The organism is Streptomyces sp. NPDC054813, assembly GCF_053611365.1.
This window is the reverse complement of record NZ_JBSHAF010000047.1, coordinates 9,039-34,513: the sequence shown is the minus strand read 5'-3', so window position 1 is coordinate 34,513 and position 25,475 is coordinate 9,039. Positions and strand designations below refer to the sequence as shown.

The 25,475-nt window shown below is 69.3% G+C and carries 20 protein-coding genes and 3 pseudogenes; 8 read left to right on the top strand and 15 right to left on the bottom strand.

Translation table 11 applies throughout. The features are described from left to right. Nucleotides 1-226: 226 nt before the first annotated feature. The 3 genes and pseudogenes from ACWGJB_RS48160 to ACWGJB_RS48150 all read right to left on the bottom strand — a co-directional run bounded on the left by ACWGJB_RS48160 (nt 227) and on the right by ACWGJB_RS48150 (nt 2,481). A complete protein-coding gene (locus ACWGJB_RS48160) occupies nt 227-802 on the bottom strand; it encodes a transcriptional regulator (RefSeq protein ID WP_453386368.1) in 576 nt (191 codons plus the stop codon). Nucleotide 803: 1 nt separating this feature from the next. Further along, a pseudogene (locus ACWGJB_RS48155) lies at nt 804-1,371 on the bottom strand (transcriptional regulator); the annotation flags it as partial. A 420-nt stretch (nt 1,372-1,791) separates the two neighbouring features. Next, nucleotides 1,792-2,481 (bottom strand): HAD family hydrolase, encoded by a 690-nt coding sequence (locus ACWGJB_RS48150; protein ID WP_453386367.1) that lies wholly within the window; start codon nt 2,479-2,481, stop codon nt 1,792-1,794. 466 nt (nt 2,482-2,947) lie between these two features. On the opposite strand from ACWGJB_RS48150, the gene ACWGJB_RS48145 reads away from it, so the two are divergent. Beyond that, nucleotides 2,948-4,183 (top strand): Ig-like domain repeat protein, encoded by a 1,236-nt coding sequence (locus ACWGJB_RS48145; protein WP_453386366.1) that lies wholly within the window; start codon nt 2,948-2,950, stop codon nt 4,181-4,183. 1,118 nt (nt 4,184-5,301) lie between these two features. Here the strand turns inward: ACWGJB_RS48145 and ACWGJB_RS48140 are convergent. The 6 genes and pseudogenes from ACWGJB_RS48140 to ACWGJB_RS48115 form a co-directional block, all read right to left on the bottom strand. Then, entirely contained in the window at nt 5,302-5,934 is a 633-nt protein-coding gene (locus ACWGJB_RS48140; RefSeq protein WP_453386365.1) for a SigE family RNA polymerase sigma factor, read from the bottom strand. A 76-nt stretch (nt 5,935-6,010) separates the two neighbouring features. Beyond that, nucleotides 6,011-6,364 (bottom strand): hypothetical protein, encoded by a 354-nt coding sequence (locus ACWGJB_RS48135; protein WP_453386364.1) that lies wholly within the window; start codon nt 6,362-6,364, stop codon nt 6,011-6,013. Between the two features lie 373 nt (nt 6,365-6,737). Beyond that, nucleotides 6,738-7,010 carry a hypothetical protein gene (locus tag ACWGJB_RS48130; RefSeq protein WP_453386363.1) on the bottom strand — a complete coding sequence of 91 codons (273 nt, stop codon included), beginning with the start codon at nt 7,008-7,010 and terminating at the stop codon, nt 6,738-6,740. Next, a pseudogene (locus ACWGJB_RS48125) lies at nt 7,010-7,201 on the bottom strand (hypothetical protein). The gene ACWGJB_RS48130 and the pseudogene ACWGJB_RS48125 overlap by 1 nt, the downstream one beginning before the upstream one ends. A gap of 169 nt (nt 7,202-7,370) precedes the next feature. Next, nucleotides 7,371-7,838 carry a hypothetical protein gene (locus ACWGJB_RS48120; protein WP_453386362.1) on the bottom strand — a complete coding sequence of 156 codons (468 nt, stop codon included), beginning with the start codon at nt 7,836-7,838 and terminating at the stop codon, nt 7,371-7,373. Beyond that, nucleotides 7,838-8,674 (bottom strand): tetratricopeptide repeat protein, encoded by an 837-nt coding sequence (locus ACWGJB_RS48115; RefSeq protein ID WP_453386361.1) that lies wholly within the window; start codon nt 8,672-8,674, stop codon nt 7,838-7,840. Before ACWGJB_RS48115 ends, ACWGJB_RS48120 begins: the two co-directional genes overlap by 1 nt. A gap of 400 nt (nt 8,675-9,074) precedes the next feature. Here ACWGJB_RS48115 and ACWGJB_RS48110 point away from each other — a divergent pair, with 400 nt between their 5' ends. Together ACWGJB_RS48110 and ACWGJB_RS48105 are read left to right on the top strand one after the other, a co-directional pair. Next, nucleotides 9,075-10,265 carry an IS110 family transposase gene (locus ACWGJB_RS48110; protein ID WP_453386360.1) on the top strand — a complete coding sequence of 397 codons (1,191 nt, stop codon included), beginning with the start codon at nt 9,075-9,077 and terminating at the stop codon, nt 10,263-10,265. 98 nt (nt 10,266-10,363) lie between these two features. Next, entirely contained in the window at nt 10,364-10,798 is a 435-nt protein-coding gene (locus ACWGJB_RS48105; RefSeq protein WP_453386359.1) for a hypothetical protein, read from the top strand. Between the two features lie 178 nt (nt 10,799-10,976). Here ACWGJB_RS48105 and ACWGJB_RS48100 read toward each other — a convergent pair whose 3' ends face one another. The 3 genes from ACWGJB_RS48100 to ACWGJB_RS48090 are packed head-to-tail and all read right to left on the bottom strand — an operon-like array spanning nt 10,977 to nt 13,171. After that, a complete protein-coding gene (locus ACWGJB_RS48100) occupies nt 10,977-11,270 on the bottom strand; it encodes a DUF1330 domain-containing protein (RefSeq protein ID WP_453386358.1) in 294 nt (97 codons plus the stop codon). A 33-nt stretch (nt 11,271-11,303) separates the two neighbouring features. Next, complete coding sequence (locus ACWGJB_RS48095; RefSeq protein WP_453386370.1) at nt 11,304-12,539, bottom strand: MFS transporter; 1,236 nt, start codon at nt 12,537-12,539, stop codon at nt 11,304-11,306. 47 nt (nt 12,540-12,586) lie between these two features. Then, nucleotides 12,587-13,171: a carboxymuconolactone decarboxylase family protein gene (locus ACWGJB_RS48090; RefSeq protein WP_453386357.1), complete on the bottom strand. Its 585-nt coding sequence runs from the start codon at nt 13,169-13,171 to the stop codon at nt 12,587-12,589. A gap of 139 nt (nt 13,172-13,310) precedes the next feature. Between ACWGJB_RS48090 and ACWGJB_RS48085 the strand changes: the two genes are divergently transcribed. The 3 genes from ACWGJB_RS48085 to ACWGJB_RS48075 all read left to right on the top strand — a co-directional run bounded on the left by ACWGJB_RS48085 (nt 13,311) and on the right by ACWGJB_RS48075 (nt 16,020). Beyond that, a complete protein-coding gene (locus ACWGJB_RS48085; RefSeq protein WP_453386356.1) occupies nt 13,311-13,607 on the top strand; it encodes a winged helix-turn-helix transcriptional regulator in 297 nt (98 codons plus the stop codon). 64 nt (nt 13,608-13,671) lie between these two features. Then, complete coding sequence (locus ACWGJB_RS48080; protein WP_453386355.1) at nt 13,672-14,541, top strand: PhzF family phenazine biosynthesis protein; 870 nt, start codon at nt 13,672-13,674, stop codon at nt 14,539-14,541. 384 nt (nt 14,542-14,925) lie between these two features. Then, the gene (locus ACWGJB_RS48075) at nt 14,926-16,020 is read left to right on the top strand and encodes an ISAs1 family transposase (RefSeq protein WP_453386354.1); all 1,095 of its coding nucleotides are present in this window, start codon (nt 14,926-14,928) and stop codon (nt 16,018-16,020) included. Here ACWGJB_RS48075 and ACWGJB_RS48070 read toward each other — a convergent pair. From ACWGJB_RS48070 to ACWGJB_RS48060, 3 genes and pseudogenes are all read right to left on the bottom strand, one after another. Beyond that, nucleotides 15,916-16,137, bottom strand: coding sequence for a DUF7336 domain-containing protein (locus ACWGJB_RS48070; protein ID WP_453386369.1), 222 nt, complete (start codon nt 16,135-16,137; stop codon nt 15,916-15,918). The genes ACWGJB_RS48075 and ACWGJB_RS48070 overlap by 105 nt on opposite strands. Before the next feature lie 216 nt (nt 16,138-16,353). Next, nucleotides 16,354-17,085, bottom strand: a complete 732-nt coding sequence (locus ACWGJB_RS48065) for a hypothetical protein (protein WP_453386353.1) — start codon at nt 17,083-17,085, stop codon at nt 16,354-16,356. A gap of 11 nt (nt 17,086-17,096) precedes the next feature. Next, a pseudogene (locus tag ACWGJB_RS48060) lies at nt 17,097-17,916 on the bottom strand (IS5 family transposase). A 377-nt stretch (nt 17,917-18,293) separates the two neighbouring features. Here ACWGJB_RS48060 and ACWGJB_RS48055 point away from each other — a divergent pair. Next, nucleotides 18,294-24,947 (top strand): RHS repeat domain-containing protein, encoded by a 6,654-nt coding sequence (locus ACWGJB_RS48055; protein WP_453386352.1) that lies wholly within the window; start codon nt 18,294-18,296, stop codon nt 24,945-24,947. A 3-nt stretch (nt 24,948-24,950) separates the two neighbouring features. Then, nucleotides 24,951-25,349, top strand: coding sequence for a DUF6188 family protein (locus tag ACWGJB_RS48050; RefSeq protein ID WP_453386351.1), 399 nt, complete (start codon nt 24,951-24,953; stop codon nt 25,347-25,349). Nucleotides 25,350-25,475: the final 126 nt, after the last annotated feature.

Sequence of the window (25,475 nt, the reverse complement as noted above, 5' to 3'; positions counted from 1 at the left end):
GGTGAGCTCGATCGAACGTCCAGACGAGAGTGCTATGTGGCTCAGTGACATTCCGACACCCTATGTGCAAGATTCACTTCCGATACACGGCCTAGAGCGCGGATGGAGGGTCCCTGACCCGGGGTGGAGCCCGGGGAGGGGGCCCTTCGTCGTCAAGCTTTATGTGACACCCGCGGGTCGATCGTACCGGGTACCCGGTAAATGGTCGCGGGCCAGCCGCTCACGCTCAGGCGGCGAATCCGATGTTGGTGACGTACTCGTACTGGCCCCACTGGGAGCCGAGATCGACCACCGCGTCATCAACCCAGGCGTTGTCCAGCGCGTCGTCATCGTCGGCGACCCGCGCCGCGACGATCCGATCCCACCGCCGCACGTTCAGCGTCCGGTACGCCACGGCCCGCTGCTGGGGCCGGGAGACCTGCGACTGGTTGAGCGGGTGGAACTCCACGCGGGTGCCGCGCCCGTCGCGGTTGAGGCGGGCAAGCAGATAGCGGGCGACGTTCTCCCGCCGCACCGCGCGGTACGCCTGCTCGATCGCGGCGAGGTTGGCACGGGAGGGCTGGCGGGTGCCGGCGAGCCAGGCCCGGATGGTGCGGGGCGTCGCGGTCAGGCCGGCGGCCGCGGCGGCGGCACGGGCGTGGTCGCTGCGGGTGAGGTAGTGCAGGCGGGCGAGCAGGCCACGGCGGGCGGTGATCGGGGTGGCGACGTATCCGGCGAGGGCGTCGAGCCGGCGGGCGACGGCTTCGTGGCCCTTGATGCCGCGGGCGCCGAACTTGCCGAAGTCGAGGTTGCGCTCGGGCATGTCAGGCCTCTTCCGCAGTCATGGGGCCGGCGTCGCCGACGGTGTAGACGTCCTTGACCTTCACCTCGGTCACACCGCGCCCCTCGGGGAAGACAGCCCGCCAGTCACCGGCCACGTGCAGTTCGTCGGTGCCCATGGCGCGGACGACCATGAGACCTTCGTCGTAGGCGCGGTGGGCCTTCCACCAGAGGTTCGCGAAGGCCAGGCCTGGGAGCGGATCAGGTGCATCCAGTCGGTGCGGTACAGCTCGCGGTTGTAGTTCGACTCCCCCATGGTCGAGACGAACTTGGAGTACATGACCTTGATGTACTCCAGTGTCACCTCGTCATCCTCGGCGATGGCCCGGTCCCGGGCGTCCTTGCGGATGATGCGGAACTTCTCCAGGAGGCCCTCGGTGGCCCCGGACGTCCACGACTCGTGAATCTGCCGGGGGGGCACGGCCCGTGCTTCGGGCTGGAGATCCGCAGCAGCAGACGCAGGGGCGGCTCGGTCACCCACAACGGGCCCGGCTCGTCCCGCTCCCCGATCGGGTTGGGCAGCACCGCGTCGTGGTCCCAGTCGGACGGGGTACAGGGCTGCTCCTCAAGCTCGTAGTGTGCATCTTCCTTTCTCGGCCTCGGCAGGAGCATCAACCGGCAAAAAATCTTGGGCCCAGCTGTCCTTGAGGCCTGGGTCGTGCCCGCATTCCTGCTGCCCGGGATGCCCGGCGGCCTGCGGGCTGTTTGTAAGCGCTTCTTTGGGCGCCGGCGCACCAGCGTTTCGGGGCTCCACTGGCGTACCAAGTTGTCTGGCTCCGCCGGCATGACGAGACAGTTCAGGCCCGGGTCGGGAGGGCCTGTGCATCGCATCTTGCGGCGTGATCGGATAGGGGATGACTTCGTTCCGGACTGGTAAGCGGGTACGTTTGCGCGGTATCGAGCCCGAGGACTGGGCGGCGTTCGGTCGCCGGGCCCTCAACATCGCGCCGAAAATCGCCCCGGTCGGGCACGTCAGAGGAGCTGGAGCACCTCGGCCAGCGCGCCGGGACGCTGGTCAACGGGCAAGGGATCGACTAGGTGGACCCGGCACCCCAGCGTGGCAGCTCCGACGTCCGCAACAGGCTCGTCTCCCACCATGAGTGCATCGCCGGGCGCCACTCCGAGCTTGTCGCACGCCATCTGGAAGATCCGGGGATCGGGCTTCTTCACCCCGCACTCGAAGGAGAGGAAGTAGGCGTCCACGAGGTCATCGACACCGTGGTCGCGGAAGACAGGGCGCATGTCCCAGCCGATGTTGCTGACGACAGCGACCGGGATGCCTCGCCCGCGCAGGGCGCGGAGGGTTTCCTCGGTGTCGGGATAAGGCAGCCATGCCCCGGACACCTGGGAACGTTCATACAGGGCCTCGGCCAGGTCAGCCGCAGGCAGCTTCGCTTCCCGGGTAAGGGCTGTGAAGGCAGCCCGGTGTCGTTCGGCGGTCAGATCGCGCTCCCGCCACAGTGCCTCCAGACGGGGCGGCACTGTGCGCGGAGGAACCCCTCCGGGCTGAGCCCCGAACTCTTCCAGCCGGCTGACGCACGCGTCGAGTTCACCCTCGGGCACGTCCAGACCGGCCTTCGTTGCCACCGCGCGCAGCCACTGCGCGGCCGATTCGATCCGGAAGAGGGTCCCGGAGAAGTCGAACATCACACCCTTGATCATGCAGCCGATCCTGGCGGCGCCGACGAGCCGGCCGCAAGCCCAAGCGGGCCCGACTGTCGTGTCCCAGTGCCGGCCGCACCCTCGTCCGTTCTCGTCCAGTCGCCGCGGTCACCGGGCGGTCCGCGACCTGAGTCAAGCCGGGTCGGCAACCCTCCGCACAGGGCTACCGACGGAATACGTTGACCTGCGAAAACGTAGGGTGCGCCGTGAGGACTTCCCGTGCTGAGAAGTGCAGGTTCCCGGGTGAACTGGCCGGAGGGCGGCGGGGAGTAGCGGACGCGGGCATTGGTTCGGATGGCGATGTGCGCTGGCCGGTTGATCATAACGCCGTACGACGGTGTGTTCGGGGTGCCGCAGCGAATGGATGTGGCTAGATCACCAGGCGGTCTCCTGAATGCGGGGCCGGCACATCGACCGAAGTCCGTGGCGCGCTGTGGTGCCGCGCCCCTGTCGAGGAGTCCCTTTCATGAAATTGATCCCGAGGCCTGCGGTGTCCGGACGGCGCGGTGGCACAACCGTCGGCGGGCGGCCGGGGCGCGTGACCCGCCGCGGCGCTGTCCTGCTCGCCACTGCCGTACTTCCGGCCGCGGCGCTGGTGCTGCCCACGGCGGCGCCCGCCGCGGCGGCGCCCGTCACCACCACCTTCAACGCCGGCGCCAACCAGCCCTTCACCGTCCCCGCCGGTATCACCCAACTGTCCGTCACGGCCACCGGCGCCGCAGGCCAGAACGGACCCAACGGCGGCGCGGGCGGAAGCGGCGCCACCGTCAGCGGCACCCTCAACGTGACGCCCAACAGCACCCTCTACGTCAACGTCGACACCGGCGGCGGCATCAGCAACGGTCCGATCCCGTTCCTTCCAGGCGGTGCCGGCGGCGGTTCGAGTGACATCCGCACGTGCAGTTCGGCCAACGCCGGCTGTGTCCTGACCGGCGTCCCCGGCACCGACCCCCGCCTCATCGTCGGCGGGGGCGGCGGCGGAGGAGGTGCCGGAGTCGCTACGATCCCCGTCCCCGAGGCAACCGGCGGAGCCGCCGGAGACACCGGACAGCCTGGCGGCGAACGACCGGACGGCGGCCAGGGCGGTGGTGGCGGGACCCAGACAGCCGGCGGCGCTGGGGGAGCCCTCTGCCCCGACAGCACCGGTACCGCCGGTGCCACGGGCCAGGCCGGTGCCGGCGGCCGGGCCGGCGGCAACCTCGGCGGTGGTGGCGGTGGAGGCGGCTGGTTCGGCGGCGGCGGAGGAGGAGGCTGCAACTTTCTCTCCGGGGAGGGCACCAGAGGCCCCGGCGGTGGCGGTGGCGGGTCGGACCTCGTCCCGGCGGGCGGTATCTCCGGACCTGCGTCGGGGGCGGCGCAGGTGACCATCACCTACACCCCGGGCAAGCCCGTCACCACCCTCCTGACCGCGATCCCGCAACGCACCCTGACCGGCCTGCCGGTCGTGCTCAGCGACCTGGTCTGCCCCGGCGCCGGCTCCACGACCAGGCCCACCGGCACCGTGACGTTCACCGACACCACCACCCACACCCCCCTCGGCACCCGCCGCCTGCTGCCCGCCCTCGGACACTGCGCCGCCGCAGGCCTCATCACCACCTTCCGCACCACAGGCACCCACACCATCACCGCCGTCTACAGCGGCGACACGGTCTACCAGAGCAATAGCGACAACCCCCAAACCCGCCCGGTGACAGTGCTGTGACCAGCCGACAGACGCACCCGCAGCGGTCCCCGCCGAGCGATCCGGCGGGGGCCGCATTCACAGGTCCATCGCGGCGTCAGCCTGCTGGGGTTAAGAGCCGGCGCGTGCCCGCACTCCGCATATGCGGCCCGGGACCTTCGAAAACGTCCCGTGTTGCCGGCCGGGCGGGCGACCCCTACGGCCCGCCCGCCCACGCTTCGCATTCCGTCACTTCGAATGCCGCATTTCGTCGGTGCCCCTCCGGGAGCGTGAAGTGGTTGCGAAGACACCGCTTGTGTCCAGCCGCCCACCCGCCTGGGGACCTGCTGCCGGGCCCCCGGAGCGTGAGGCGCTGGCCCTGTATGCCCGTGAGGCGCGACCGGCTCTGACGATCGCGCGGCTGCGCACCGCCGCCGAGTGGGCACGGCACGGGTTCGCCTGGAACAGCAGGGCGACACACTGCAGGTGAGCAAGGCTCACACGCGCCAGGCCCTGAACCACGCGTCCGGGCCACGCTCGCCCACCCGGCGCGGACCGGTGAGCTCACCATTCAGCTGCCCTCGAGCGTGGAACGCGGCTGGGCCCGTCCCGGGATACCCGCCAGGCAGTGCTATCGAGAGCCGGCGGTCCAGCCCGCGAACGTGCGTAACAGCCGCCATAGCCCGAACGGGTGTCCCGCGCGGGGTGCGGCGGCAGCCCTCCATCCAGAGTTCTGGTCCGGGAACAGGCCGGCCCGCCGCTACGGGGGAAAGCGGCGGGCCGACTTCTCCACGGTGCCACAGCCGCCCGCGCATCGCGGCCGCTGCCGGAACCTTGCCGGTCACAGCATCAGGGCACGGACGGGACGGCGGAGGGTACCAGGTGCGGGTCGGTGGAGGTAGGGGCGACGGTGGGGCTGGAATGCTGTGCGGGCGGTGCCGGGCGGGGGCGGTCCGGGGTGTTGGAGGACAGCAGGAGGACGACGGCGGCTGCAGCCGCCGCAGTGGCGGCTACGGCAACGGACAGCACCCGCCGCATCCGGCGTGTCCCCCAGGTCCTTCCAGCAGGCGGGCGAGCCGGTGACAGGTCGTGGGCGCTGATGAGCTGCCCGCGTGCTTCAAGCGCAGCGCGCAGCCGTTCCTCGAGCGGCGCCCGGGTACTCATCGGTCCACCTCCAAGAGCTTTTCCAGTGTGGCGAGCGCGCGGCTCGCGGTGGACTTGACGGTGCCACGGGACACGCCGAGGGTCTCGGCGATCTGCGCCTCACTCAGGTCGGACCAGTAACGCAGGACCAGTACCTCGCGCTGGCGCGCGGTGAGGTGCGCCAGCGCGTCGAAGACCTGCCGGTGCTCCTCGGCGAGCAGCAGCAGTTCGTCGACCGGTGCTCCCGGGCCCTGGTACGGCGGGGTGTACGCGCGCGCGGTGCGCCGCCGGCGCAGCACCGAGCGGGCGGCGTTGACCACCGCGGTGTGGAGATAGGCGTATGCGTCCTGGAGGTCGTCCAGCCGTTCGCCGTGCCGGCGGCAGACGGCGGCGAAGGCATCCTGGACGACGTCCTCGGCGGTGTGCAGGTCGTCCACCAGGAAGACCGCCAGCCGGACCATGTCGAGCCGCCGGGTCCGGTACAGATCGGCGAGTGTGGGGGAACCTTCCTCGCCGTCCCGGTCGGCCACCGAACGCAGATGCCGGAATCGCCGGCCGGGGTGCGGCGCGTCCGACGCCGGAGCGGAGGTGGTGGTCCGGGCGCGGCGCAGTAGCCGGGCCCACCAGGGCAGGGCAAGGGTGAGCTGCATCGTCCTCGTTCAGATCAGGGGTGTGGCGGGGCCGGCTCCGGTCCGGCCCGGCCCGGCCACACCCATGGTCGGTGGCTCAGCGGCCGGTGTTACCCGGGTAGGGCTTGCCGTTCGCATCACCCGGCACCGGAACCGGCTCGCTGTCGCCGGAGGTCTGCGTCCCCGGGGTGGACGGCACGGGCTTCGGGTAGGGCTTGCCGCTCGCATCACCCGGCACCGGAGTCGGCTCGCTGTCGGCAGAGGTCTGCGTCCCCGGGGTGGACGGCACGGGCTTCGGGTCGGCCGGTGCCGACTTGGCCGGGTGCGCGTGGCCGGCGGTGGCCGCCTGAGCGGCGATGCCGCCGCCCGCCACCAGGGCGAGACCGGCGGCCGACCCCAGCACCCAGGTGCGCAGGGAACGGTTCGACTTCTTGGCGCGGGAATGCCGCATAGGAAACGACTCCAAAGAGTTCAGAGACAACGCTGACAGTCGGGCAGCGCCGGGACTGGAAATCCCGTCCCGGAAACCGCCTTTCACCCCACCAGACGTGCGGCCCCACCCGAGGTTGTCGCGACCCGCGAAAAAAGCCTGCAGCCTCGTGGGTCCTGCCGGTGAACACCCACCCGCGGACGGCCGTGATGCCCCGGGCGGGTCCCGCCCGCGCAGTGCGCAACCGCTTCACCGACGCCCGCGGCACCCTCGCCCCGCCCGGCTACCCCACCCTCCACCACGCCGAACGGGACACCGGGCGCCATGACGACATCACGTCCCTGACTCAGCGGCCTGGACGGGCATACACCTCCGGCGGCGGCAACGCTCCGGATCAGATTTCGATGCAAGCGACAACGACCACCGTACGCAGGGCGGTGCCGAAGTACAGGATGCGGACGGCTTCGATGTCGTCGGAGTACTGGCGCAGCTGGGGGCCGGCGGTGTCGCCGGGGACCGGGGCGCCGATCCCGGGGTCGACGCAGATGACGACCAGGGCGCGGTCCAGGGCGTGGATGTCTGCTTCGCCGGTGAGGTTCTCCAGCTGTTCGGCGGCCAAGTCGGAGAAAGCGATGCGGGCACGGCGGGGCCCATGTCCTTGGGGCATCAGGCGACGGCCGGCCGCTGCGCGGCAAGGCGGGCGAGGTGCGCCTCGCGCAGGCCTTCCCAGGGGATGCGGTCGTCGGGCGAGGGCAGGCCGTTTTCGGCGATGTCCTCCAGGACGGCGGCGAACTGGTCCGCGCGTTCGCGGGTTCGGGCCGCCTACGCGCGGACCGCGTCGGCGGCCGCGGGCTCCAGCTGCTGCCGGACAGCTCCGTCGGCGGGGGCCGGCTGGTCGTAAGGAGCTCAGGCTCGGTGCGTGGATCGGGGACCAGCGGAGCCGGGCCGCAGCAACGTCGAAGTATGAGCGGTCTCAAGGAAGTTTGACCACAGCGCTCAGCAGCGACCCGAGGCTGGTGGAGCAGTGTCAAAGGGGCGGTTCGGTGGAGTGGGTGGCGGCCCAAGGATCGTCTGCCGGTGCGGGCCGCGGGCGTTGTTGGAGGACTTGCACCGCTTCCTCGATGCGGCCGAGGTCGATGAGGCGCGTGGCCCGGAGCGAGGTGTGGCAGGCCGGGTGCCGTTCGAGAACGCAGAGGGCCTCCTCGGCGCGGCCGGCCGTGGCGAGGAGATCGGACAGAGACCAGGCCGCATACCAGGTGTCTTGTTCGGGGTGCGTCTGGGCCTGCTCGATCGCTTCGTCGAACAGACCCAGACGCACCATGAGAAGGAGCCGGATCCGGAAGAAGTCCCAGTCCTCCTTGCCGCCGCGGCGCGCCTTGAGGGCATCGAGGCAGGCCAGGCCGTCGTGGGCCCGGCCTTGGCCGGCGTACAGGGTGCACAGCGTGCGGACGATCCAGTCCTGCGCGCCGCCCGGCCGGTCGGCGAGGGTGCGCATCACTGCGATCGCCTCGTTGCCCGCCCGTGCCGGACCAGGAGTTCGGACAGCGGGACGGCCACGTGCCACATGCCGTCGGAGTCTTCAGCGAACGTCCGGTAGGCGGTGATCGCTCCTTCCGCGTCGCCGCGCTCCTCAAAGACCTCGGCCAGGCGCTGCGCGGCGTGCCCGTGGTACTCGCAGGCCGCGTACGCGCGCAGTTCCTCGATCCGGTCGTGCCGGGCCAGCAGGTCGGCCAGCGCGTCGCGGCCGTTGACCGAGGTGCTGTCCCGGCGGCGCAGCAGGTCGATCGCTTCCTCGATCCGGCCCTGTCGTTCCCGGATGGCGGCGAGAAGAGGGAAGGCGTTGGACGGTTCGAGGCAAAGCCTGCCGCAGTCGGGGTCGTCGCAGGCCGGGACCGCCGCGGCGATGCGGGCTTCCAACATCGCCGCAGCCTCCTCGTCCATACCCGCGGCCTCGGCGACGTCCACCAGGCCCTCGGCGAGGAACCAGTCATCGATTCCGGGCCGCAGCAGCGCGAACGCATCGGCGCCCTGGCCGTGACGGGACAGCAGGCGAGCGAAAAAATTCAGGACCAGCCGGTCCCCGGCCTCCGCGTACGGGCGGCACAGCGCGATCGCCTCGTCGGGCCGCCCCCACCCCTCCAGCAACTCGGCCTGGGCCTGGGCCGCCGGCCACCAGCCCGTCACGATGTACGGGGCGAGCACCTCCAACGCCCGCGCGTACTGCTGCCGGTCGCCCAGCAACCGCGCCCACCCCAGCGCGCAGAACCACTCCCCGCGGCCGGCCTGCAGCTCCACCTCCCGCTCATGGCCGAGCTCGACAAGCCGGGCCACCCGTGACGAAGGAATGCAGCCCGTCAACGTTCGGGCCCGATAGTCAAGATCAGCAGCGTCCACGGCTCCGCACCCTAGACCCCGGCTCCGACACAGCTCCCGAACCGGCGAGCGGCCAAAGCCCGATGAGACGGAGTCCAACCCCGTCAAACTTCGAGACTGATCAAACTTCCCTACGTTGTTCTGCGGGAGGCGGTGAGCCCTTCGTATGGTTCACCCACCCAGGGGTGCCGGGTGTGGCTTTCAAACTTCTGCCGCTTGAGGCTTCCATCGATTGGCCGCCCGGCGCCCCACGACGACTCGGCTGCCAATTAGGAATTGCGAATGATCGCTCCGTAGGGAATCGACAGCGATGTCGTCCGTGGGAGGAACCAGTAGCACACTGCACGGAGGTACCAACATGGCCGCGATCTGGGCTGGCATCGACGCTGGCAAGACCCACCACCACTGCGTCGCGATCGACGAGAGCGGCCGTCGGCTGCTGTCACGCCGCATCGCCAATGACGAGCCCGAACTGTTTGAGCTCCTTGCCGAGGTCCTTTCTCTGGGCGACCAGGTGACATGGGGTGTCGACCTGGCTGATGGCGGAGCCGCACTGGCCATCGCGATCCTCCTCAACCACGGCCAGCCGGTGCACTACATCTCCGGCCGGGCCATCCACCAGGCCTCCGAGAGCTACCGCGGCGAGGGCAAGACCGACGCCAAGGACGCCGCCGTCATCGCCGACCAGGTTCGCGTCCGCCGCGACTTGCACCCCTTACGCACCGGCGACGACACCATCACCGACCTCAAGATTCTCACCGGCCGTCGCATGGACCTCGTCGCCGACCGGAAGCGCACTGTCAACCGCCTCCACGCCCAACTCACCAGCCTCTTCCCCGGCCTGGAACGGGCGCTGGATCTCACTAATGCCGGCCCGCTCACCTTGCTGACCGGCTACCAGACCCCGGCGGCCACCCGCCGGATCGGCGCCAAGCGGCTCGAGACCTGGCTGCGCAACCGCCACGTCGTCCGCCCCGACAGGCTCGCCGAGATCGCCGTCCAGGCCGCCGAACGGCAGCACACCTGCCTGCCCGGCGAGAAGCTGGCCGCCGAGCTGGTGCACACACTGGCGAAGGAGGTGACGCGCATCAACCAGCAGGTCGCCGAGCTCGACAAGGCGATCGAGGCCCGGTTTCGCGACCACGACGCCTTCGACGTGATCACCAGCATGCCCGGCCTGGGCGTCATCCTCGGTGCCGAGTTCCTGGCCGCCACCGGCGGCGACATGACGGCCTTCGGCACCGCCGACCACCTCGCCGGCTTCGGCGGCGTCGCCCCGGTGCCCCGCGACTCCGGAAAGATCAGCGGCAAACTGCGACGCCCGCAGCGATACAACCGCCGCCTCCAACGCGTCTTCTACATCTCGGCGTTGTTCAGCATCCGACACTGCGACGAGCCCAGGCAGTTCTACGACCGCAAACGTGCCGAGGGCAAGCGCCACACCCAGGCCGTCCTCGCCCTCGCACGCCGCCGCGTCAACGTCCTGTGGGCCCTCCTCCGCGATGGACGGTGCTACCAGACCGCGCCACCGGAACCACTGCCCGCATGACGCCCCGCTGCCGAACCCTGATCCGCGGATACCCCAGTCGCCGGCCTGCAGTGCTTACGGCAGGATCAGGCAGAACGACACCGTGGGGAGAAATACCAATGATCACCGCTACCCAGGGAGTGAAGGTCACCTCGACCTGCGTCGCCTGTGGTGGCGTATTGGTCCGCGATCTCGGTCAGTTCGTCGACCGGGGCCAGCTGCGCTGGGGCATTGAAGGGCGCTGGGGCATTGAAGGGCGATGCCAAGCCTGCCCCAACGCGTGGTGCGAGACGGGCGCAGGCCCAGCTCCCCAAGAGATCAGGCAGGCACTCCTTGCCGAGCACGGGGCAACTCGGCTTCGCCTGGCGACCGAGGACGCCAGTCTCGTCCCCGTGTTGCGAGCCCTGCGCGAGATGCGCCACCTGTCGCTGGGCGAAGCCCGGCTGACAGCCGCCGAGCTGAGTGGAGCCGGCATGGTCGGCACGTCCGTCCGTCCCCACGACTCTCGTTCCGTCGCCCGCCTGACCGCCCACGAAGCTGCTCGAACGAGTTGACAGACGACACCGCAGCCTCGGCTTCGACACGAAGATTGTCGACGACTACAACGGTCCCGGCCGGGTTATGGCCGTCTTCCACCGAGATCTGCCGTTCAACGTCTCACGGCCCCGACCAACCAACCGTTACTGGTAAACGCTCCCCAGGCCGTAAGTTGAGTGTCCGACTGGACCTTGGTCAGTCGACGCCTTCGACGATGCGGAAGTCGCGCTCGACGCCGTCGGAGAGGGCGACCAGCGCTTCCTGGTAGGCCGCACTCTCGTGCGCCGCGACGGCCTGCTCGAAGCTGTCGAACTCGATCAGGACGGTGCGCTCGGCGATTCCAGCGTCGTGTGCGACGACCCTACCGCCACGGGCGAAGGTTCGACCGCCCCCGGCCTTGACGGCCGGAGCGGCCAGCTTGTTGTAAGCAGCCAGCTTCTCAGGGTCTGAAATGGTGCGGTAGACGCTGACCCAGTAGCCCTTGGGCATGGAACCTCCAGTGTCGGGATGAGTGCATCTGACTTACGGGTTGGTCTCGGACGAGCGCCGGCGGGCGAGAGCGAGGCTTGTCAGCGTCGTGATCGCCATGGCGCCGATCCCGACCAGCGCCACGGTGGTGTAGGCGCTGTCGTCGGGGAAGAGGTGGCCGGGGCCGGTGCCCGCGGCGAGGATCAGGCCGCCGATGGCGCTGCCCAGGGAGTACCCGACGCTGCGGACGACGTAGTTGAAGCTCATGGCGCTCGACGTCTCGCTCTTGGGGGTGACGGCCAGGATGACGCCGGGCATCGCGGCCGAGAAGCCGCCGACGCCGAAGCCGAGCACGCCCATCGCCGCGAACAGTTCGGCCAGGTCCGACCGGGCCGCCGCGAACAGGGCGAACCCGCCGCCGACCACGACGGCGCTGCCGGCCAGGAGCAGGGGGTCGGCGATCCGCGTCCGGACCCGCGGCGTGAGCTTGCCGGCGACGAACCCCAGCACCGAGAACGGGATGAGGACCAGCCCGGCGATGAAGGTCGTCAGCCCGAAGCCGTAGCCGGCGCCGTACGGCGTCTGCGCGTACCGGGTGATGAGCGTGAGCAGGAGGTACATGCCGATCCCGCCGACGAACATGGCGAGGTTCGCCCCGGCGACCGCCGGGTGCCGCACCGCCCGCACATCGACCAGGGGCGTCGTGCTGCGCAGCTCGATGACGGCCCAGACGCAGAGCAGCACCACCGCGACGACGGCGAGGCCCGCCGCCACGGCGAGGTGCCGGCTCCACAGATTCCGTTCGCCGGCGAGGAACAGCACCAGGAGCAGCACAGCGGCCAGGACGACCGCGCCTGCCACGTCCACGTGGGCGGAGCGGCCTTCGGGGGCTTCGGGCATGGAGCGCCACGCGGTCAGGAGGGCGGCGGCGGTGACGACCAGGCCGAGGCCGTAGGCGGCCCGTACCCCGCCGAGCTCGGCGAGCAGCGCTGTCAGCCCGAGCCCAACGCCCTGGGCCGCCCTGCCGGCCAGCAGCCACGCGAACGGCAGCGGCAGCACGGTGAGCGCGCTGCCGGCGACGACGACCGCCAGCGTGGCGAGGATCGTGGCCCGCCGGTGCGGGCCGGCTCCGAGCCGGCCCAGGACCGGCGTGGCGACGGCGCCGCTGAGCAGCGCGACGGTCAGCGTCCACTGCACGCTGCCGAGCGAGACGTGGAACGAGGTCGCCACGCTGGTGATGAGCGGCGTCCCGAGGCTGGCGACCGCCGCCACGACCAGAGCGATGAACATCAGCAAGGGGACCAGCAGCCGCGCCTCGGAGCGCTCCCGGGTAGTGCTCACCGGTTGGTCGCGGTCGTGATGGGGAGGAAGTCGGCGAAGCGAGGCGCGCCGGGCTCGTGCGGCATGCGCGTGGCGCGCGCGGCGAAGCTGACGGCGTGGTACCACCCGCACAGCAGAAGCAGATCGAGCAGCTGGAGCTCGTCGAAGACCGACACGAGTCGTGTCCACAGCGCGTCATCGATGTCGGAACGCCCGTGCAGCGCGTCGACGGCGAGGATGAGCAGCCGTTCCCTCTCGGACGTCCAGCACGCGTCAGCGGGGCCGCCGTGCACCAGGGATGCCGCCTGCTCGCGGGTGAGCTCGACCCGCTCGGCGAACGTCATCATGTGCACGCCCCACTCGTACTCGCAGCCGCACAGCGCGCATGTCCGGTCGATCGCGATCTCGCGCTCCCTCATGGTCAGGGTCAGCTGTCGGCCCAGCTCATAGCGCCCCCATCCGTGCATGGCGACGGCCATCGGGAGGTTTCTGGCGAACATCCGGAACAGCCCGATCGGCAGCACGTCCCCGGGCATCATGCGCGCGAGCAGCGCGCCGGCCTCGTCGGTGTACGGCGGTTCCAGCAGGGCTATTCGCGACATCGGCCCTCCCGTTGAGGTTGTTTCGAAATTCGAAACACGCCACGGATGCTAGTGTTTCGAATAACGAAACACAAGGAGGGTCATGCCGACACCGCGCCCAGGAACACCGGTTCGTGGATCGACGACCGGCCGTCCGATCATGGCCGCGATGGACCTCTTCGGCCGTCGGTGGGCGCTGCGCATTCTCTGGGAGCTGCGTGCGGGTCCGCTCGGCGCCCGCACGCTGCTGGCACGGTGCGAAGGACTGTCATCCAGCGTCCTCTACCAGCGGCTTCGCGAACTCACGACAAACGGGATCATCGCCCCCTCAGCCGACGGCTACGAGCTCACTCGCCTGGGGGCAGCACTCAGTCACGCCCTGCAACCGCTCAACGAATGGGCGATCATCTGGGCGCAGGCGCAAGAGCACAACGATCAGAATCCTGCGGAGGCATGAAGGTGGAGCCGGCGGTGGGCGAGGGAAGCGGACGCCGGTCCGGCACAAGGATCACGGCACTGCGATGAGTAGGCACGGTCTGCCCGTCACGATCGTCCGCGCGTGTCTGCGCGACGGCCAAGGCGGTAGTCCAACCGCAGTGCTGGACGAGGCGCCGTTGAGTGACGATGAGCGCCGTCGCGTGCCGGTTCAGATGGGAACGTCGCACGCCGTTTTCGTGTCGGTGCACGACAGCCGACGAGGCGGTCCGGTCGTATCCCTCCGCTTCTTCACCGCCGAGGGAGAACTGCCCGCGTGCGGTCATGGGACGGTTGCCGCTCTGGCCTTCCTGGCCGAGCGCGCCGGGTGCCAGGAATATCGAGCAACCATCCATGCGACAGGGCGCGTCTTCCCTGGTTGGTCCGTACGGGAGAACACACAGGTCAATGCCGCCTTCGCCCCCGGTCCCGTAGACCTCCGCAGGCCCACAGCGACCGAGTGCGACCTTGTCCTGCCCGCACTCGGTGTCACCTCGGGCACACTCGCTCCTGGTATCCGCGTCGCCTCAGTGGGGCGGCCGCGGTTGCTGGTTCCCCTCACTACGCGGTCCGCTCTCACCACACTCAGCCCGGACTTCGAACGGCTCCGTGCCGCCTGTGACCGTCTTGGTTTCCTGGGCTGCTACGCCTACTCGGCGCCGACGCCCACCGGCCGCGTCGCGGCCCGCATGTTCGCCCCGTCGATCGGCGTCGCGGAAGACATCGCCAACGCCAACAGCACCGCCTGCCTCGCTGCACACCTGGCCGGCCAGGGCATCAGCGACATCGCAGTCGACATGGGTGACTCCCTCGGCAGTCCCTCCACGATCACCGCCACCGCACAGCACAACGCGTCGGGGCTGCTGGTCCACCTGGGCGGCGCCGCGGAAGTCACACGCAGCATCCGCATACCATAACCGGTCCGTAGCTCATCAGCGGCCGGCACGACAGGCAATCGTCACCCGCCCTGTCCTCCCGCAGCAACGAGCGACGAAAGCGGCTCCTGCCACCAAGTCCCCTGCTCCGCAGCCCCCTTCGTCGCCCGCCGCTTCCACAGCCCTCCGCGCCCGGCCGCCGACCTGAACGCGAGCCTGGCGCACGCCGGCCAACGTCGTCGGCGTGCCGATCGGCTCGCTCGTCGGTCAGTACACCGGCTGGCACGGCCCGTTTGGGCATTTCTGACTTCCGCAGAAAGAGGTGTCGCCGGGCTGGACAGGCTTGCCCGCCCTGGATGATCTGCGAGAACGGGCCCGGCTTGCCCCGGGGGTGCTGCAACCCTCGGTGCACCCTTCGGTCCCACGGTGGCCCAAACGGTGCAGCCCACCCTCCAGCCCACCAAGGAAGCAACCCGCCGGCCACGGCGGGCCGCGCGCCGCGGACAGCGCCACACGGAACAAGCCCCGGCCGACCGGCGCACCAGCACCGACGGTCAATTGCGCGGTCTGGCGGTCGACGGCAAGAGCCTGCGTGGAGCGGCCAGGTCCAGAGGGCGGAAGATCCACCTGCTCACCGCATGCGACCACGTCCGCGGCCTGGTCCTGGCCCAGCTCGACCTGGGCGAGAAGACCAACGAGATCACGTGCTTCCATCCGCTGCTCGAGACCATCGCCGACCTGGCGGGTGTGGTCGTGACCAGCGACGCGATGCACACCCAGCGCGAGCACGCTCAGTACCTGCTCGGCCGGGACGCGCACTGCATCATGATCGTGAAAGGTAACCAGAAGAAGCTCCAAAAGCAGCTCAAGTCCCTTCCGTGGAAGCAGATTCCGCTGCAGTCACGCACCCGCGACGCCGGACACGGCCGGGGCGAGATCCGTCGGATCAAGGTCTGCACGGTGAACAATCTGCTCTTCCCCGGGGCCCGCCAGGCCGTCCAGCTCAAGCGCCGCCGAGTGGACCGCAAGACCGGCAGGATCAGCATCAAGACCGTCTATGCCGTCACCAGCCTCACCGCCGACCAGGCCACACCCGCCGACCTCGCGAGCTTGATCCACGACCATTGGAAGGTCGAGGCCCTACACCATGTCCGAGACGTGACGTTCGCCGAGGACGCTTCCCAACTGCGGAACGGCACCGCCCCTCGCGCTATGGCCACCTGGCGCAACCTCGCCATCGGCGCCCTCCGCCTCGCAGGGAGCACCAACATCGCCGCCGGCCTGCGATACAACGCCCTTGACGCACGACGCCCCCTCGCCCTGCTGGGACTCACATACCCACAAACCCGACTACGCCGAAGTCCTGGGGCTCACGTGACCACGGAACGGCATCCCACCAAGACTCTGCCCACGGGCCTACTCGCCCGGCGGAACTCGAACGAAGCCCTCGGTCCAATCGTCCTCATCGAGCTCGCAGGGGTCGAAGTAAAAGCACTCCGGTTCATCACGGAAGCCCGATAGCAGTCGAGCCTGACGCACACGCTCTTCAACCCGTTCAAGGGTTGAGTAGATACCGAGCAGCTTCACGTCGTCGCCGTCCGACTCGTCGCAGAACACGCCGCTCTCATCGACGTGCACTGTCGAGCCGTCGTCGCCAGCTTCGTTCTGGTGGCCGACATGCCACAGCGGATACACGATCACGGGCGCGAAGCTATCAGCACTCGAGCTCGTGGACGTTCGGCGCCCCTCACCTCCTGGGACCCCACGATCACAAACCGGGCATCGCGCGACTTACTGACCGTTTCAGAATGAGCTGGACGAGGGATGCGACGTCACTCTTGCTCGTAAGAGCAGTCACAGGACTTCATCCCAGACGCTGCCGCCGTCAGCCCAGGTCCACAGCCATTTCTGTAGTGAGGCGGTCGCATGGCGAAGGCCGCCGTGAGGGCCTTCCCCGGAGGTGTAGCCGTCGGCGTCGTAGAGAAGCACGGGGTTGTCGACTGCGCTCAATGAGACATGCCATTCCATCGTGCAGCCGCCGTAGGTGAGGAACAGCCATGATGGTGGCATGCCCTCTGACAGGTTTCGTTCGTGGACGCTGGCCGTGCACGGCCAGTCGCGCAAGTGCCCTGGAGCCCGGTTGCCGTCGGTCAGGGAGGCAAGCCCGCCATCGGGTCCGAATCCTCCGTTGGCGACCTCGGTGTAGAGGCGTCGAAGCAGTTCGGGTAGACGGCGTCCGATTCTCCGCTCTGCCTTCTCGACCTCTGGCAGGGAGATCGGAGGGAACAGCGGCCCGCGAGGAGCGTCGGCGTAGTAGGCGGTCACTTCCTCGGTCTTGGCCTTGAGCTCAACCGTCCCGTCACTGCCATACGAAACTATGTCGCCTCGTATCCGCTCCAACCGGGGCTTGCCGTAACGCTCGGTGATCCACGCGATAGGGACGTCCGCGTGGTCGAATCGCAGGCCCGGATCCCATGCGCGAGCCTGCAGAGCTTTGATCAAAGCGTCGTTGTCCGCTTCTCGCCTGGCCTCCGGGCTGGGCTCATGACGGAGTGGCGCAGGTACGTCGTGAGGAGAAAAGGTCACGCGTCAGGAGCCTACTGCTGCGCTTTGGCTGCCCTCAGAAGCCGTCGGAGACAGATGATTCCGCAGGCGAGTTCGAGCAGGCCCTGATGGAGGTCGGCGCGTCGCTCGTAGCGGGTGCGGAGTCGTTTGAACTGGTGGAGCCAGGCGAAGGCTCGCTCGACCACCCAGCGGACCTTGCCCAGTCCGGAGTTGTGGGCGACGCCGCGTCGGGCGATCACGGGTTTGATGCCACGCTTCCACAGCAGGCGGCGGTACTTGTCGAAGTCGTAACCCCGGTCCGCGTACAGTCGCCGAGGCTTGCGGCGGGGGCGTCCCCGCAGACCCTGGATGGATGGGACCGCGTCCAACAAGGGCAGGAGTTGAGTGACATCGTGCCTGTTGCCGCCGGTGAGCATGACGGCGAGCGGGGTTCCGTGACGGTCGACGATCAAGTGGTGCTTGGAGCCGGGGCGGGCCCGGTCAACGGGCGAGGGGCCGACGTGATCCCCCCTTTGAGGGCCCGGATGTGCGAGCCGTCCACGGCGCAGTCGTCCAAGTCCAGCAGGTCGGCGCGGCGCAGTTCGCTCAGCAGGAAGGAGTGCAGGCGGGGCCAGACGCCAGCCTCGGTCCAGTCCCTCAGCCGGCGCCAGGCCGTCACCCGGAGCAGCCCACAGTCTCCGCGGGAACGTCACGCCAGGCGACACCGGTCCGCAGCACGTACAGGACGCCGGCGAGTGCAGTTCGGTCGGGAACACGCAACCGCCCCGGATAGCGGAGGCGCCGCTCGGGAGCGGGCGGCAGCAGCGGAGCCACCCGCTCCCACAAGTCGTCAGGAACAAGATCAGCACGCACCCCGGACACCCTGCCGACCAAGATCACTGAGCACAAGAGCCGCAGCTCAACTCATTCTGAAACGATCAGCAAGGCGGTCCCCCCGTGGGCCCGCGCCGCTGTGCATTCTGCGGACCCCGGTGAACAGGGTCCATCACGAACTGATCGTCAACTCACCCTGCCGAGTCCGCTTTTGACGCATGCGAGACGGGTTGGGTTTCAATTTGGGTGATCCTTTGGGTCTTTCACAGGAAATCCTTTGCCTGTGTGGATCGCGTGAGGGCCTAGCGTGATCCACTACGGGGGTGTGTGAGCTTTGTGTGCCCTCCGTTTGACGTGCACTCAGATGCCCGCCGGGTGACCTGCGTGCTCATGCCTCAAGGAGGGGATCGCACACCATGGTGCGGACAACGGGGTGGAGACGGGGGCGGTCGGCCTCACGCACCCGAAGACTTCGACGCACGGCGTTCGTCACGGCCGGCGCCCTGCTGGTGTCGGGCCTGCTGCCCGCCGGTATGGCCGCGGCGGCCTCCGGGACGAAGACGAGACGGCATGTGTCGGCTCCGGCCGTTCCGCACGACAAGCGGATCCCGTTCACGCACGCCACTCCCCGGCACGTCCCCTCGCACAAGGGGTTCAAGCACTTCGATCCCACCGCACACGCCAAGCTCCCGGCGGCGGGCAGTGCCGTGGTGACCCTGCCCGTCGCGCCTGCTTCGGCGAGGCTGAGCGCCAAGGCGACCCAGGTGCGGGCCGGGAGCACGCCCGTCCTGCTCGGTGCCGCCGCGACCGCCCGGCCCCAGGGCGGCGCCGTGACCGGTGCGCAGCGTGTGCGGGTGAGCGTGCTGGGGCAGAAGGCGGCGCGTGCCGCAGGTGTCCACGGTGTGCTGTTCACGCTGCGGCGCACCGGCCCGGGCGGCGGCAAGGTCGCCCTGCGGGTGGACGACTCCTCCTTCCGCTACGCCTTCGGCGGTGACTTCGCCTCGCGTCTGCACCTGGTGCAGTTGCCCGCGTGCGCCCTGACCACGCCGAAGCTGCGCAAGTGCCAGGTCCAGGCGCCGGTGCGCACTGCCCCCGGGTCGCCGCTGTCGGGACAGGTCGGCCTGCCGGGCACCGCCGCCGGCCGTACCCCTCTCACCAGTACGGCGACGGCGTCGTCCGGCGCCATGGTGGTGATGGCGGCGACCTCGGGCACCTCGGGCTCGGCCGGGGACTACTCGGCCACCAGCCTGTCGCCCGCCGGCAGCTGGTCCACGTCCGGGAACACCGGTTCCTTCACCTACGCCTACCCGATCACGGTTCCTCCGGCGATCGGCGGCCCGGCGCCCAAGGTGGACCTCTCGTACGACTCCTCCAGCCAGGACGGCCGTACCGAGGGCACCAACAACCAGTCCTCCTGGCTGGGCGACGGGTGGAGTTCCACCGACAACTACATCGAGCGAACCTACAAGGCGTGCCAGGACGACTCCTCCTCCGGCGCGCCGAAGAACGACGGGGACGAGTGCTGGGCGGGCCAGATCCTGACCCTGTCGTTGAACGGGAAGTCCACCGCCATCGTCTATGACGACAGCACCAAGACCTTCCGCCCGGCCGACGACGACGCCACCACCAAGATCGAGAACCTGACCGGTACGTCCAACGGGACGACGAACGGGGAGTACTTCAAGGTCACCCAGGGCGGCGTGCAGTACTACTTCGGCTACAACCGCCTGCCGGGCTGGTCGTCGGGCAAGGAGGAGACGAAGTCGGCGTGGACCGTGCCGGTCTTCCACGCCCACGGCGGTGTGTCGGCGTGCCCGGACAGCACGGACTTCGCCGCCACCTCCTGCACGCTGGGCTACCGGTTCAACCTGGACTACGCGGTGGACCCTCACGGCAACGCCACCGCCTGGTACTACAAGCCGGAGACGGGCTACTACGGCGCGGACCTGAAGGACACCGCGGTCTCCTACACCCGCGGCGGCACCCTGTCCCGGATCGACTACGGCATGACGTCCTCGACGATCTACTCCGGTACGGCGCCGGAGCAGATCCTCTTCGACACCGCCGAGCGCTGCATCCCGGGCACCCCGTCGGGCAACACCTGTGCGGACAGCCAGTTCACCGCCGCCAACGCCGCGTACTGGCCGGACGTGCCGGTCGACCTGAACTGCACCTCCGGCTCCAGCTGCACCAACCACGGCCCGAGCTTCTGGTCCCGCAAGCGGCTGACCTCCATCACCACGCAGATCCAGACCGGCGGGGCGACCAAGCAGGTCGACAAGTACACCTTCGCCCAGTCCTTCCCGGACGGCGGCGACCACGCGCCCACCCTGTGGCTGGACTCCGTCCAGCGCACCGGCCTGGACACCCTCGGCGGCGCCTCGGGCAGCACCTCGACGCCCACGGTGAGCTTCGACCCGCCGCTGCAGCTGCCCAACCGCGTGGGCACCATCCCGCAGATGCCGCTCGTGTACCACGACCGCATCCAGACGGTCACCAGCGAGACCGGCGCCCAGACCACGGTCAGCTACGAGCACCCCGACTGCTCCAGCGCCCCGGCCAGTGACCCCAACGACCCCACCGACGCGGCCGCGCAGACCTTCGCCTCCACCAACACTCTGCCGTGCTTCCCGGTGTACTGGACCCCGTACGGGCAGCCGTCGCCGATGATGGACTGGTTCTACACCTATCCGGTGACCTCCGTGGTGACCGAGGACCCGCACAACTCCTACCAGGACGGGACCGAACCCAGGCTCGAGACGGACTACGTCTACAAGGGCAACCCCGGCTGGCACTACGACGACAGCGAGGTCGTCAAGGCCAAGAACCGTACCTGGGGCCAGGCCCGCGGCTATCCCGAGGTGGACGTCACCACCGGCGACCCGGCCGTCTTCCACTACACCAACGGCGCCAAGGTCTACGACCGGAAGACGCTGACCAAGACCTACTACTTCCTGGGCATGAACGGCGACACCCTGCCCGGTGGCAAGACCCGCTCGGTGCCCGACCTCACCAGCCAGGACGGCGCCACCTCGGTCGCCGACGACGACGCGCTGGCCGGCCAGACCTTCGAGACCGACACCTACACCGCTTCCGGCGGCAGCCTGGACAAGGCCGTCGTCACCGTCCCGACCATCATCGGCCCTACGGCCGGCCGGTCTCGCAGCGGCCTGCCGGACCTCACCGCGCAGATGGTGCGCACCGCCAAGACGCTCACCAGGCAGGCGGTCTCGTACGGCTGGCGCAAGACCGAGACCGACACCTTCTACACCACCGCCCTGGGCAAGCCCACCACGGGTATGGCCGTCCAGGTGGACGACCGGGGCGAGACCGGCGACAGCGACAACGTCGCGAAGTGCACCTTCACCCGCTATCTGTCCAACACGAGTCCGCTGCTCGTCCTGCCTGCGGAGACCGTCAGCACGGCCCAGGACTGCACCGGCGCCGGCGCCACCCCCGGCGGGACGCTGATCTCGGACATCCGTACCTCCTACGACGGGCACCCGTTCGCCTACGACGGGGACGGCCAGCAGAACCCGGCGCTGCCGGACCACAACGACGCCACTCTGGTCCAGAAGTCGTCGGCCGCCGACGGTGCGACCGCGACGGCGTTCGTCGACCAGGCCACCACCGCGTACGACTCCTACGGGCGTGCCACCAAGGTGACTCGCACTCCCCACTCCACGTCTCCTGACGGCAAGAGCCTGGCGAAGCCCGTCTTCACGTCCTTCTCCCCGGCGAAGGACGAGCTGCCCACCAGCACGACGACCATCACGCAGGTCACCCCTGGCGTGGACTGCTCCACGACCACCACGTCCTCCAAGGACTGCGAGCTGGCCACCACCACCCTGGACCCGGCCCGCAACCTGCCGACCGGCAAGACGGACGTCGCGAACCTGCTGACCTCGCTCACGTTCGACGCGCTCGGCCGTCTCACCGCGGTGTGGCTGCCGAACAAGTCCAAGTCCGCCGGCGCTCCGGCGAACATGACCTACAGCTACAGCCTGTCCCAGACCGGGCCGTCGGTGTCCGCCACCAACACGCTGCTGGACAACGGCAGCTACAAGACCAGCGAGACGCTGTACGACGCGATGCTGCGGCCTCTGCAGACGCAGGCCACAGCGGAGAACTCCAGCACGACGGTGTCGGACGTCCAGTACGACTCGCACGGCTGGCAGGTCGTCGCCAGCAGCGGCTACAACGTCGGAGGCAACCCGGGCGGCAGCTTGGTCTCGGTCTCTCAGGTCTCCATCCCGGACACCACCGTCACCGACCACGACGGTCTGGGCCGCGCCGATCTGGTGACCGAGGAGCACGACGGGGTCAAGACCTGGGCGACGACGACCGCGTTCACGGGGGACAGGACCACCGTGCTGCCGCCCAAGGGCGGCGTGGCCACCACCACGGTCGTCAACGCCCGTGGGCAGACCACCGAACTGGACCAGTACACGGCGGCCCCCACCGTGACCGGCAGCGCGGCCACCGGCTTCACCGCCACCGGCGGCACGCCGTCGCCGACGACGTACTCCTACTACCCGGCGGGCCAGCAACACCAGGTCACAGGGCCGGACAAGTCGGTGTGGACGTTCGGCTACGACCTGCTCGGCCACAAGACCTCCGAGACCGACCCCGACGCGGGCCGGAGCAAGTACGGCTACGACGAGGCCGGCAACCTGATCTCCACCACCGACGCCCGCACCACCGAGCTGGACTACACGTACGACCTGCTGGGCCGGAAGCTGACCGGAACCGACAAGGCCAAGTCCGGCTTCGAGTTCGCCTCCTGGGCCTACGACACCCTGCGGATCGGCCAGCCGACCTCCTCGACGCGCTACGTCCAGGGCGTGAGCGACGGCTACACGGTGGCCACCACCGGCTACACCAGCCTGGGCAAGCCCACCGGAATGAAGATCTCCCTGCCGGCGTCCGAGGCACCGCTGCCGTCGACCTACACCACCACCTACTCGTACACCTCCAACAATCAATTGCTCGCCACGCAGGCCGACCCGCGTACGCAGGGCCTGCTGAACGAGACCATCACCTACGGCCACGACACGCTCGGCAATCCCACCACCACCAGCAGCAGCATCAACACCTATGTCGGCGCCACCGTCTACACCAACTACGGTGAGCCGTCACAACTGACCCTCGGCGCTTCGACCAACCCGGCCTGGGCCACGTACAGCTACGACGATCAGACGCGCCGGCTGACGGGCCGCCAGGTGTCGCGGACACAGGCCCCCGGCCCCACGGTCGACGACACCAAGTACACCTACGACGCCTCCGGCAACCCGACGTCCACCACCGACCAGCAGTCGGAGACCGGCAACACCGTCACCGATCAGCAGTGCTACGGCTACGACACGCTCGACCGGCTCACCGACGCCTGGACCGCCACCGACGACTGTGCGGCCAACCCGCCCACCGGTTCCACCCTGGCCACCACGGCGGGCGCGTACTGGCAGTCGTTCAGCTACGACGCGATCGGCGACCGGCGTCAGACCGTCGATCACGCCGTTGGCGGCTCCGGTACCACCGTGACCACCACCTATACCGACGGTTGCACCTCCAACTGCACTCCCACAGGTGCCCAGCCGCACACCCTCACGGCCACCACCGGCGGCACCAATCCCACCAAGTTCGTCTACGACGCCACCGGCAACCTGCTCACCCGCACACCCACCACCGGCCCGGGCGAGAACCTTGTCTGGGACGACGAGGGCCGCCTGGCCGAGATCGACACCACCGGTTCAAGCCCGACGACGACCACGTACCTGTACGACGCCGAGGGCAACCAGCTGATCCGCCGCGATCCGGGGCAGACCACCCTGTTCGCCGGCGACACCGAGATCGTCGTCAACACCGCGGTGTCCCCCCACGTCCTGCTCGGCGCCGTGCGCAGCTACACGCACGGGGGCGCGGGCACACCCGTCGCGGTGCGCTCCAGCCTGTCGGGCGGGGGCCTGAAGTACCTGTTCAACGACCCGCACGGCACCGCGACGCTGGCCATGGACGCCACCACACAGCAGGTCGCCCGCCAGCAGTACACCCCCTACGGACAGCCGCGCGCCGGCGCCAACACCACCACCTGGCCCGATCCCACCCACTCCTACCTGGGCAAACCACAGGACACGAGCACCGGCTACACCGACATCGGCGCCCGCAAGTACGACCCCGCGCTGGGCCTCTTCATCAGCGCCGACCCGGCCTTCGAGGCCACCAACCCGCAGGAACTGGGCGGATACACCTACGCTGCCGACAACCCGACCGCCTACGCCGACCCGACCGGCCTCGAGATCGGCTCCCGGCCCAACTCCTGCCAGTACGACATCTCGTACTGCACGCCCCAGGAGCTCGGCATGCCGCCGTACCTGCCCGGTAGCGGTGGCGGCGGCTGCTACTTCGTCCTGCTCGACCCGTGCGGTGGCGGCGGTGGCGGTGGTGGCGGTGGCGGTGGCCACTCCGGTGGCGACGACGACCAGACCGTGTCGGTGAGCAAGCACTTCAGCATCTCCAAGAAGGACCACCACCTGGTCGCCATGCTCGCGGCCTGGAAGAACGGGCCCGACGCGGTCGGACTCGATTCACCGTTCGCCTTGAACTGCGTGGGAGACTGCAACCACATCGACGACGCGGTCTTCTCCTACGGCCACGAGGTCGACCGGTGGAACGCGATATGCGGTCAGTCCCCCAAGGTGTGTTCCCCGACATTCGCCAAATTCGTCAAGGCACTCAGCTCCGTGGTGGACAAGTCCGCGAGGAACGTTCAGAACGGCTGGAAGTGCCAGGTCTTCTCCTACTGCCAGTGGGGGCAGGTGGCCAAAGAGGCCTCCACGTTCCTGACCCGCCCGGGTGCGATCGCCCAGGAGCTGGGCTACACGACCCGCCAGGTGAAGGACGCGATTCACGCCGTCAAGGGCAATGGCGGATGGCGCGGCGTGGGAGGCAACCGGAACCCGGACATCGTCGTGGAGTCCGAGACCGGTGAGGTCTATCCCCAGCTCCCGGACGGTGGGATCGGCGAAGACAGCATCGGCAACATCTTCGACTATCTGCCGGAATTGGAGTAGACGATGATGACGTCTGTGGAAACAGATGACCGATGGATTGTGCCGCTGCGAGGACACCGAGTCGCCCGCGTAGGCCGGGACGACACCGTGACACTGGCTTTCGAGCCGGATGCCGAGATCACCGTGGGCGGCGGTGCCTTCTGGACCCAGGGCTCGATCGGGGCCCCGGGCGCAGTGAAGCGGCGGGTGGCCGAGCTCGGGGACGAGGAGGTTCAGGAGCTCGTCGGGGTGCCCGTGCTGTCGGCGGTGTGCTTCAAGTCGGGGTCGCTTCGCGTCGTCTTCGGTAACGGACGGCATCTCAACGCAGAGCCGGCTTCCACCCTTGCCGGCGCCGTCGTCCGCATCGGTGACACGGTCTGGCGGCAGCGGCCGGGAGGGGGCTGGGAGACAGGGCAGCGCTGATCCCGGACACCAGGAGCGGCCGATGTTGGGGGGGGGTGGGGGGCAAGCTGCCACCCCCCCCCCCCCCCCCGCGGGCCCCCCCCCCCCCGGGGGGCCCCCCGACCTCCAGGGGCCGCCCCCCGGCGC